Origin of the sequence: Arminella tubonensis, assembly GCF_003240585.1 — a bacterium.
GTDB lineage: Bacteria > Pseudomonadota > Alphaproteobacteria > Rhizobiales > Rhizobiaceae > Rhizobium > Rhizobium tubonense.
Genome location: NZ_PCDP01000077.1, coordinates 1 through 9,398 on the forward strand (window position 1 = coordinate 1; position 9,398 = coordinate 9,398).

Genomic DNA, 9,398 nt, shown 5'->3' on the forward strand with positions numbered 1-9,398 from the left:
GCAAGTCGGGCAAGGAAAAGATGATCCAGACCACCGACAGGGGTCTTGAGGCGCTAAAGCGCTACTCCGAAATCCGCGAGCGCCTTCTGGTGGAGGCAACGAAGGTCTCGGGTCTCTCCCAGGGCGATCTCTCCGACATCGCCTCGCACCTGAGAGCGCTGTCCGGTTATTACGAACAGGCGGCGAGGTCGGCGGCAACCCTATGAGCGCACCCTTGGAGAAGCCGACCCCGGCTTCGCCGTCCGCTCACGGTCGGTCGATTTTCGCTCCAGGGCCGCCGACCGCCTCGCCCGCGAAATGCTGGATAAGGTACGCATTGCCGACGCAGCGGCGATGATGAGCGCTATCTGCACCACCTTTCCGGCGGCATGCGCCGGCGCGCAGTGATCGCCATGGCGCTTTCCTGCCGGCCGAAACTGCTGATCGCCAACGAGCCGACGACGGCACTTGATGTCACAATACAGGCGCCGATCCTCAACACGATCCGCGAACTGCAGGCGAACTCGGCATGGCCGTGATCTTCATCACCCACGATATGGGCGTGGTCGCGGAGATGGTGGACGACGTTATCGTCATGCGCCGCGGCGAAAAACTGGAGGAAGCGCCGGTTCCGCGCGCTATTCGGCAATCCGCAGCAAGCCTACCAAAACACTGCTCGCCGCCGTCCCATGCCTTGGCAGCATGACGGGCACGCCCTCCCCCAACGCTGACGCCATCAAGGCAGACATGTCCGCGGCCACCAGCGAACTCGATTATCAGACCGGTAGGCGCGAGGTCGAAGCGCGATATTCCAACTTCGAATGCAGAAGCGAGCAAAGACCGAGTCTGTTGAAATCAAACCAATACGCAGGAATGCGCCGCTTTTAGTCTCACTGATCACTCGGCAAACCCCTATTGATCCATTGAAAGAAAGTAGTTCGAATGAAGTTTTTCAGCTTTATGTCCATCGCGCTCCTCGCCGCCGTGCCAGCACTTGCCGATCAAAAGGCGGCGGAAAAGTGTGGGTCTGACCTTCGAGGCGATAGCCGCGTTATCTACGATGTGGTTTCGCAATTGTATAAACCTGGCTCTGATCTGCGAGCCTTGGTCACGGAAAAAACGCGCGGTCTTGCCGAGGCTGGCAAGATCGACAAGGGATCTGCTCGCTCAAACGCCATGGCTGCCGGCCGTTGCCTTGAGAAAGGCTGAGCGAGGTTTTCATCACCGAGCCCTATCGGCGGACTTTGGCTGCCGGTCGGCCCCCGCCAACGGTGGCACGGCGTATCCCAACCTGTCAGCCTTTAGGGTTTAGCACTTTGCCGCTCAGCGCCACGTTCTCCGCAAGGACGCGGATCGTTAAGACGACTGCATTGGCGATTGAGAATATCAAGGCGTATAACGGCAAATTGAAGCAAAGAGGCAGAACGCTGATTTCCCCCACCACTACCATGTAGTTCGGGTGCTTAAACAATCTGTAGGGTCCGCACCGCACGAGAGTTTCGTCTCGAACGACGATGATGCGCGTGGTCCATCGTCGACCCAGCGTTGTCAGAATCCAAATGCGAAATACTTGCAACACAAGAAAAGTAATGACCCAAACCGGTTCTAGAACCACGTCCCATCCAAGAATCCACAAGCCGCACAGCCAGATGGCATGTAGCGCGACGATCAGAGGATAGTGTGCCGGCGCGATCTCGACCGCTCCATTTGCAAGAAGAGCTGTCGTGTTTCGTTTAGCAAGCCAAAGCTCCCCCAGACGCTCCAGAGTTACGGCAGCCAATAGAATGATTGCTCCGGTCATGCCGCTCTCGTTAGGGAAACGCAACTAAGGGTAAATCCGGGTCCCATTGCAGTGAGCAAGGTCCGCCTCGGCAAACCGTCCTCGACCAGCCGTTTCAGCACGAACAAGGCGGTTGGAGCCGACATATTGCCGTATTCAGCTAGAATTTCCCGTTCGTGGTTCAGCATCCCTTGACCGAGGGACAGCGCCATCTCGAGTGCATCGACCACCCTTGCCCCACCGGGATGGCAGGCAAAGCGGTCGACGTCGCCCATTGCGAGGTGGTTTCGGGCCAATATCCCGGAGATTGCTGATAGGACGTTCGCTTCCGCGAAAGGCGGGATCGCGCGATCGAATATGACGCCGAGGCCTTCTTTGTCCACGCTCCATCCCATGATATCAAGGGTGTCTGGCCACGAGTGCTGTCCGCTCATTTCGACCTGGGCGATGCCTGCGTCGGCGACTTTCAACACACATGCGGCGGCCCCGTCCCCGAAGAGAGCAGTCGCAACGATGTTTGCTTTGGTCAGTTGGTCCATCCGGAAGGCCAAGGTGCAGGTCTCCACCGCCACCAATAAAACCACCTGTCCAGGACGGGAGGCCGCCAATCGCGCGGCTATGGACAATCCCGATACGCCACCGGCGCACCCGAGGCCGAACACGGGAACGCGTTCAATGTCGTCCCGGAACCCCATTCTCTTTGAGGCACGCGCATCGAGGCTTGGCGTTGCAATTCCCGTCGACGAAACGGTCACGATCGTATCCACGTCCCACCCCCCCAGACCGGCAGCCGATAGCGCCTCGGTTGCCGCATCAACGAACAGGTCGCAGGCACCCTGAATATAGGCAGCGTTGCGGTCAGGCCACCCTGACGTCTCAAGATACCAGTCAATCGGACGCACGCCATATCGCCGTCGAATCCCCGAGCTTTCAAAGACTTTTGCCAAGCGTCCGAAATCTCCAAAACGCGAACCGAATGCCTGATGCGATGCCTTGGCGGCGTCGCGCTGGTCGATGACGACTGGAGGCACAGCCGTCCCGATGGAGACGAGCTTAACTGATGCTTGAGGCATGCAATTTCCTTTGTATGTGTGGAGAATCAGGCGTCGGCCCTGTCAAAGAAGGCATCTGTGCCTATCAACGAAGCAATGAGACCAAAGGTTTCGTCGAAATAAGACAAGGTGGTGTAATTAAGAGTTTTCCGGCGGAAGTGCTCACCGAGCCTTCCCATCTTTCCCTCTCCGACTATTGGACTATATCCAACACATTCGCCCAATGGTTATCGAAAGTTCTTGTAACTTCAGCTGCTTAGGGAACCTTAAGGCGTTCGCTCCGGGTGCGCCGTTAAGCCCGCAGTAAGCCTCTTCCTTGCTCTTGCTTGCCGTGCCACTCGGCTTGAATGATACTCTCCCCGGTTGCCGGATGGGGGTCCAAATGCAATACGTGATGGCAGCAGTGATTGGCGTTGGCGGGGGCTTTCTGGCGTTCTGCCTGCTCGGCCCGCTCATCGAATGGTTTCATCGACCTCGTGTCGTGTCGTCTGCAACGTCGGAGAACGAGCGTCGATTCCGTTCGGTCTTTTCCATTATGGACGAGGCCCGGCGGCAGTCTCTCATCAAATACTACGCGGACAAATTTGGATGCAATGCCGATCAGGCGATGATGCATGCGGTGCAGGAGTGGAAGCGTGATGCCAACAGATGGTGACGCTCAACCAGCGTGAGTAATGCGGGTAGTCCGTCGGGAATGAGCTAGAAGGTTGGCATCTTGCCGAAGTCGGGGGAACTTAGAGTGAGCATCACAGTAAGAACGTTCTTGATCGTCGTTCCATTGCTTTTCGCTAGTGTCGCGAGTGCGGAGGAGCTTTGCCCTAAGTATGGCGAATGCGTACCCTCCACCTCGTTTACTTGCACAGATATTACTCGAAGCAGTTTCATTACGAGGGTATGCTACGACGAGGCAAAGCGGTACATGATCGTCAGGTTGCAAGCGACCGATTACCATTACTGCGAGATTGGCCAAGGTGTTGTGGGCGCGTTCCTTTCTGCCAAGTCGATGGGGTCATTCTACAACAAGAGCATCAAGTCTAACGGTGAGGATGGGCCATTTGATTGCCGCACGCACCCGGTGCCGAGCTACTGAGAGCTTCTAGCTCGGTTATCTTGGGAGTTCGCTTTGAGCATTTGCTCACGGTGCTGAACCTATCGCCACGCGGCAGACAGCACCCAAGGCGCGGTTTTTTAGTAAATACTGAACAAAGCGGACCCAAGCCGATTGGTGGCGCGACGCAACACGGCGTTAGCATCTGGAGAATCAAAATTATCAAAATCATGGTATTGCTGCACAGCGCCGATGGCGTGGATTGGCAGTTTCCCCCCAAAGGCACCAGCCTGAAGACATTGAGCGAAGCCGAAGAGCAAGGTTTCATCTTGATCCGCGGGGAATTTCAGAAACGACAATTTCGTCTGACAGCGCTGGGCTCTGAATATGTCGAGCGCGATAAGCGGCGTCTAGAGGCTCGCAGGCTCTGAATCGATACTGCCGCTAAACGCGAACTAAGGCGCACATCTCCGGGCCGCCCAACAGGCCAAAGGCGAGTTCGACAACGGCAGAATCTCTCCAACTTCAGTAAAAAAGATCGTCATTCCCGTCAAAGTCCATCATTTCTGGTGAGCATATATTCTGCATTGGGGTGGATTAATTTGCGTGTACGAGACGCAGTTTGTGCCGAAGGTTTGAACTCTCCTTCTCCCAAGTTGCCGCGCTGGCGTGGGTCTCAGATGCGCCAAGAGCGGACGCTTCGTAGCTGCGCTTCATTCAACGCTCGCGGAGCGCCCTCGTCGTACTTTCAGCATCTTTGCTATCCGCTGGAAAAAGGAATGCTCGGGTGCATAACGGCTGTAGTACGGTCAGCTTTCCGGTCTTTGCCATATTGAAGCCTGGCATGTTGGAAAACGGGTAGCTTGTGTCTGTGAGTGCGATGAAGTATGGGCCGGGAGCAAGTGTCGGCGGCAATTGATAATTGCCGCCGCTCCATGAGATTTGGAGCCGTCGACCAACACTTCCGCGCAACACCTCATCAACGACAATATCGAAGTGAGCGGCTACCGGTATGTTTTCGTCAAAAGTAGGCGGCAACGTAGAGGATTGGTCGAGCGTTGCCCTGTAGCCATCCTGTGCTGCCTGATCCGCAACCAATTGGTAGTCTTCAATGTGTCCGACGACGATAGCCTCTGCATCCTTTACGTCAGCATAGTCCAGTTTATGCCTCCTTGAGCAGGCGCTCGCAACCGTCGTCCAAGAAATCAGGAGTACAATTCCGATGCCGAAAATCCTAAAACAACTCATTCACGCTCCGCTTAAAGCCAGGTTATCGACAGCATTCCTGGCTGTACCTTCACGTAATTGATGGCCTTCAGATGACCGCTTCGGGCCAATCGTTGCCGCCGGTCAGCTTCCGGATCGCGCCAACAACAGTCATCCATTCATCTGTCATGTTGGTCGTAGGAACTATAGAAACTGGGGTCTTTTGCAAACACGTCGTGGTTATCGACTGGCTTAGGAAGCGATTTGCTTTGCGTCTTCTTATTGAAGGCGAACAGAAACACCCCAACCACTAAAGCCATACCGCACCCAATGCCGATGAGAACGGAAATGAAGATCACTCAGCCAACCCCTGTGCTAGGAGCAGGCGTCGAAGTTGCTGATCGCGGACAAAGCACCAGTGTTGGCATCTTCTCCTTAACCTCGCGAAAATACTTTGCCATATAGTCCCTCGGAAGCTTGGCCTTATCCAGTTGTTCCGGAGTGACTTCGGGAAGCATCGCGACGTTGTCCAATTTTGCGACCGTGTTATTAAATTCGAGCGTGTACGTCGAAACGAGGCTACCGTTACCATAAGATGCAGTCATCGCGAGCCGATGCGATCCAAGGTCGTCAAGCTTCACGTCTTCTTGGACAATTCTCTTTTCTCCCTGTTCAACCAGAATAAAGTTGCCTCCCTCAACGCTGAAATAGGGCCCAGCGCAGGAAGCCCCCAATGCGTGAAGCTCGCTGTTTTCGAACTTTTGGACATCAGGACTTTCGGTCTCTGGCGAGCACCCGGCCAAGGCAACCACACATCCAAGCCCGGTGAATATCCCTCTCCAAATTGTCATCATGCACCTTAGAGACCCCACCTGCATCGACAGTAGATGCAGCAATCAAACATTCCATAAATGCAACTGATGGAATTTTACCAATAGACTGATGAATGATTGCATTGGGCCAACAGGTGCCGCTAGCCAGCTTCTCCTTCGCGCCGGATGCGGTCATAGCCGTCATAGCGGATGCTACCCTAAAAGCGCTGAGCGCATAGCCATTCAAATTATTCATGAAAGCGTTTGGGTAGCGCGATGGATTCTCTCGGTTTTGGAGACTAGCGTCGGACGTCTCACTCCGCTGGCCCTCGGAACGGTATTTTCGATGCCTCTTCTCGACGCGAATGCAACGCACCCGATCACTTTACCGGACGGAACGCTTTATCGCGACACGGTCTATCTGAAGAACGTTGTCGACCATCCGCGCATGGAAATTGGCGAGTTCAGCTACTACACTCATTCTGGAAGACCGGAGGACACTGCCCAGATACTCGCACCCTATCTGGGACACAGCGTCGGCGAGCGTCTGATCATCGGCAAATTCGTCCAGATCGCTCGGGGAAGCTATTTTATTACAAGTTCAGCCAATCATCCGATGACCGGCTTCACCACCTATCCATTCCGCATCTTCAAGCCGGAGACCTTCGGCTACAAAGACCTGCCCGTGAAGGATACCATCGTCGGCGACGATGTCTGGATCGGCCACAACGCCGCGATCATGCCAGGGGTGCAGATCGGAGCAGGTGCTATCGTCGCTGCCGCTTCGGTCGTTGCTCGCGACGTTCCGCCGTATGCGGTTGTCGGAGGAAACCCGGCGACCGTCATTCGGATGCGCTATCCCGTCGAGATCATCGACGAACTTCTCGATATTGCCTGGTGGGACTGGCCGATAGACAAAATCGAAGCCAATTTAGCCGCCCTCGACAGCGGCGACCTCGCTGCCCTGAAGATGGCTTGAGCGCGAGACAATCCGGCATTCCGGTTGGGCATCGGAACTGCAGGGTCCGGTTTGGCTGACACGACCCAGGCGTCGGTCTCAAACGCACCAGCTGTGGGCATTGCACCAGCGGTTGAATGCCTTATCGTCCCGAGGACTGATAGTATCGGGGGACGGATATGAGCGACAGATGGACAACCCTTTCGGCAGACACAGTAGTCAAGGATCGCTGGATCGATCTTCGCGCCGAGAGTTGCCTGACACCTGCGGGGAGAGAAATCAGTCCCTACTACGTTCTGTCCTATCCAGACTGGGTCAATGTCGTGGCAATCACGCCGGACGAGCACGTCCTGCTTATTCGCCAGTATAGACACGCTGCCGGACAGGTCTTCTGGGAACTTCCCGGCGGGGCCTTGGAACCCTCCGACGTGGACCCGATAGATGCCGCCCGCCGCGAGTTGGAAGAGGAGACCGGCTATCGCGCTGAACGAATTGAGTTTATCACCACGCTCTACCCAAACCCCGCGTCACATACAAATCGGCTTCACACCTGCCTTGCTATCAACGCTTCGCCGGTTGGGACGCAGCAACTGGAGGCTGGAGAAGAGGGCTTGACTGTGCATAAAGTACCGCTTTCCGAGCTTGTCGATAAACTTCGCTCCGGCTTGCTAGGGCAGGCTCTGCACACCTCGTCTCTTCTTATGGCTCTCCTCGTCTCTGGTCGAATTCACGTTTCGGAAGCCCCGGTGATCGCGCCACAGCGTGCAAGCGACAAATGATGGGCGACAGGCGACCTGGTCCGGATCGCGCCGCCATTGCGGCCATTCTCAGCCCGTTAAGCAACTCAAACGGTAGCGATTGCCTGTCACCTTGATACGACTAAAAGTAGACACAGCGGGCCTATAGATCATTCGGCACATTCAATACTGATGCGCGACGAGCCGGGCTGCCATGGCGGGGAACTAACTTCAGGGCGATTATGGGTCCGAATATTAGAAAATTGTGCTGGCAGGGAGGTTTTGCGTTAGCGCTCGCGGCGTTTGCAATCTTCTGCTTTCTCTCGTCCTTCTTTCACGACAGACGGCCACACGTTGCGCGACCGGAACACGGCTACATTTACCCATTCCAAGACAAGGGCCTTGACGACTATATTTCGGCGACCGACGTGAATGAGGCGAGATTGTTGTTGATCTTGAGCTTCGTTGGTTTCATGGCATCAATCTGGTTTTCTGGTTCATCACCCACGCCCACAAACGGCGCATCCGTGAACTCAATCTCTCGAACGCTCAAGATCATCAACCAGCCTTGGGTTGACAAGCTTTACTTCGTGTTTGCGACTTTGATCTTCGCTACAGTGATCGTACTTCTCGGTCCTTCGCTTTGCTCAATGTTGGCTCGAAGCGGGATAGTCATTCTCCCACCGTCGACCGGCTAGTGCAGGACATGGCGACGGACATCAAAATGCGCTGGCATGGGTGGAATGTCGGCGATAGTCACGATGGTTGGAGAACGCGTCGAGATTTCTGTCTTCGACGACCATTGCTATACCAACCGCACGCGGCACTCCCTAACCTTATAGGGATCACCATCGGCAATAAGTTTCCCTTGCTCAACCAGCACTGCTACCCGATCTATCAACGTGAGATCGCTCATTTGCATATATGGTTCGCTGTTCAAACCGAGCGCATTGCCAACGACATAAGCCACCTTTCGCCAGTCGGTGGCTGATTGCGCCAGGAGCAGGTGATCGAAACAATCTTTTGGTGCGGAGACAAGACCGGTGGGCGTGATGATACGGAAGGGAGCGTCTTCAGCCATGAGCTTAAGCCATTGACGCGATAGCTCGCTTCCTCGTCGCTCGACGTTTCTCTTTCGCTGTCAAAAAGAGTTGTTAGTCCAGTTGACGGTATAATCGAAACTGCCTGAGCTGACTCAATTACACCATCAGCGCCGTTTCCCCATTTGACTGGAATACGCAGTCCGGTGACGTCAACGACATGATACGGTCGTTGGACAACTCGCCATGCCCAAGCGTGTCGAAATGCCAGCTCTCTCGCGGAGTGGCGGCCAAACCAGAGGACCAACTTTCCTTCTGATGCGTCTACCTTGGTCCAGAATGACCGAATGTTTTCCTCCATCCCCGGCCAGCCGTACTCTTCCTTCCACCAGTCCGCTCGCTCAATGGGGTCTCCAGACGCGATTGGGCCGCAACTGAGATCATCGCCGAACACGAGCGACCCGTCATCACGCCCTGCGATGCGAAGGGCCTGGTGCAATGATCCAGCGGCCGAGTCGCCGGGCACGATATGGGTTGTCTTCATTGAAACGACGCCGATTGTGAGAATTACAACCTATGAGCGGCGGAGCACATCGTCAATGCGTGTCTGAGACTGCATTGGGCCCAACGGGTGCCGCTATCCAGCTTCTCCTTTGCGTCGATACTGTTGAAAAACTCGGCATTGCTGAGGCTTGCCTGTCGTGATTCAATCGTCGCATTGATTTGCGGAGGGTTGAGCGATGATGGGATGCCAGACGGTTCCGATGCAGCTCTTCTATGATTTCT

Annotated in this window: 10 protein-coding genes and 4 pseudogenes; 7 read left to right on the forward strand and 7 right to left on the reverse strand. The window is 55.3% G+C overall.

The window, feature by feature from the left end:
* Window positions 1–206, forward strand: a pseudogene (locus tag CPY51_RS30650) (winged helix DNA-binding protein); the annotation flags it as partial.
* Window positions 207–273: 67 nt separating this feature from the next.
* A pseudogene (locus tag CPY51_RS33660) lies at window positions 274–702 on the forward strand (ATP-binding cassette domain-containing protein); the annotation flags it as partial.
* Between the two features lie 571 nt (window positions 703–1,273).
* On the opposite strand, the gene CPY51_RS30665 reads toward CPY51_RS33660, so the two are convergent.
* Both CPY51_RS30665 and CPY51_RS30670 read right to left on the reverse strand, forming a co-directional pair.
* Complete coding sequence (locus CPY51_RS30665; protein WP_111164142.1) at window positions 1,274–1,780, reverse strand: isoprenylcysteine carboxyl methyltransferase family protein; 507 nt, start codon at window positions 1,778–1,780, stop codon at window positions 1,274–1,276.
* The gene (locus CPY51_RS30670; protein WP_111164143.1) at window positions 1,777–2,832 is read right to left on the reverse strand and encodes a type III polyketide synthase; all 1,056 of its coding nucleotides are present in this window, start codon (window positions 2,830–2,832) and stop codon (window positions 1,777–1,779) included. Before CPY51_RS30670 ends, CPY51_RS30665 begins: the two co-directional genes overlap by 4 nt.
* A gap of 361 nt (window positions 2,833–3,193) precedes the next feature.
* Here CPY51_RS30670 and CPY51_RS30675 point away from each other — a divergent pair, with 361 nt between their 5' ends.
* The 3 genes from CPY51_RS30675 (at window position 3,194) to CPY51_RS30685 (ending at window position 4,290) form a co-directional block, all read left to right on the forward strand.
* Window positions 3,194–3,466 (forward strand): hypothetical protein, encoded by a 273-nt coding sequence (locus CPY51_RS30675; RefSeq protein WP_244598845.1) that lies wholly within the window; start codon window positions 3,194–3,196, stop codon window positions 3,464–3,466.
* A gap of 84 nt (window positions 3,467–3,550) precedes the next feature.
* Complete coding sequence (locus CPY51_RS34170; RefSeq protein WP_206607274.1) at window positions 3,551–3,901, forward strand: KTSC domain-containing protein; 351 nt, start codon at window positions 3,551–3,553, stop codon at window positions 3,899–3,901.
* 188 nt (window positions 3,902–4,089) lie between these two features.
* Entirely contained in the window at window positions 4,090–4,290 is a 201-nt protein-coding gene (locus tag CPY51_RS30685) for a hypothetical protein (protein ID WP_111164145.1), read from the forward strand.
* Between the two features lie 286 nt (window positions 4,291–4,576).
* On the opposite strand, the gene CPY51_RS30690 is transcribed toward CPY51_RS30685, so the two are convergent.
* Entirely contained in the window at window positions 4,577–5,107 is a 531-nt protein-coding gene (locus tag CPY51_RS30690) for a hypothetical protein (protein WP_111164146.1), read from the reverse strand.
* A gap of 317 nt (window positions 5,108–5,424) precedes the next feature.
* Complete coding sequence (locus CPY51_RS30695; RefSeq protein WP_146260215.1) at window positions 5,425–5,961, reverse strand: hypothetical protein; 537 nt, start codon at window positions 5,959–5,961, stop codon at window positions 5,425–5,427.
* A 262-nt stretch (window positions 5,962–6,223) separates the two neighbouring features.
* On the opposite strand from CPY51_RS30695, the gene CPY51_RS30700 reads away from it, so the two are divergent.
* On the forward strand, window positions 6,224–6,856 hold the full coding sequence (locus CPY51_RS30700) for a CatB-related O-acetyltransferase (RefSeq protein WP_111164148.1): 633 nt from the start codon (window positions 6,224–6,226) through the stop codon (window positions 6,854–6,856).
* A 158-nt stretch (window positions 6,857–7,014) separates the two neighbouring features.
* Window positions 7,015–7,614, forward strand: coding sequence for an NUDIX hydrolase (locus CPY51_RS30705; protein WP_111164149.1), 600 nt, complete (start codon window positions 7,015–7,017; stop codon window positions 7,612–7,614).
* Between the two features lie 367 nt (window positions 7,615–7,981).
* Here CPY51_RS30705 and CPY51_RS32610 read toward each other — a convergent pair whose 3' ends face one another.
* The 3 genes and pseudogenes from CPY51_RS32610 to CPY51_RS34175 form a co-directional block, all read right to left on the reverse strand.
* Window positions 7,982–8,152 carry a hypothetical protein gene (locus CPY51_RS32610; RefSeq protein WP_154677748.1) on the reverse strand — a complete coding sequence of 57 codons (171 nt, stop codon included), beginning with the start codon at window positions 8,150–8,152 and terminating at the stop codon, window positions 7,982–7,984.
* A gap of 225 nt (window positions 8,153–8,377) precedes the next feature.
* A pseudogene (locus tag CPY51_RS33665) lies at window positions 8,378–8,680 on the reverse strand (DUF3658 domain-containing protein); the annotation flags it as partial.
* 203 nt (window positions 8,681–8,883) lie between these two features.
* Window positions 8,884–9,156 (reverse strand): annotated as a pseudogene (locus CPY51_RS34175) (DUF1835 domain-containing protein); the annotation flags it as partial.
* Window positions 9,157–9,398: the final 242 nt, after the last annotated feature.

Bases quoted from the DNA above. Each gene is read 5' to 3' on its own strand.
- CPY51_RS30675 (WP_244598845.1), top strand. From the start codon at position 3,194: ATGCAATACGTGATGGCAGCAGTGATTGGCGTTGGCGGGGGCTTTCTG.
- CPY51_RS30690 (WP_111164146.1), bottom strand. From the start codon at position 5,107: ATGAGTTGTTTTAGGATTTTCGGCATCGGAATTGTACTCCTGATTTCT.
- CPY51_RS30700 (WP_111164148.1), top strand. From the start codon at position 6,224: ATGCCTCTTCTCGACGCGAATGCAACGCACCCGATCACTTTACCGGAC.
- CPY51_RS30665 (WP_111164142.1), bottom strand. From the start codon at position 1,780: ATGACCGGAGCAATCATTCTATTGGCTGCCGTAACTCTGGAGCGTCTG.
- CPY51_RS30685 (WP_111164145.1), top strand. From the start codon at position 4,090: ATGGTATTGCTGCACAGCGCCGATGGCGTGGATTGGCAGTTTCCCCCC.
- CPY51_RS30705 (WP_111164149.1), top strand. From the start codon at position 7,015: ATGAGCGACAGATGGACAACCCTTTCGGCAGACACAGTAGTCAAGGAT.
- CPY51_RS30670 (WP_111164143.1), bottom strand. From the start codon at position 2,832: ATGCCTCAAGCATCAGTTAAGCTCGTCTCCATCGGGACGGCTGTGCCT.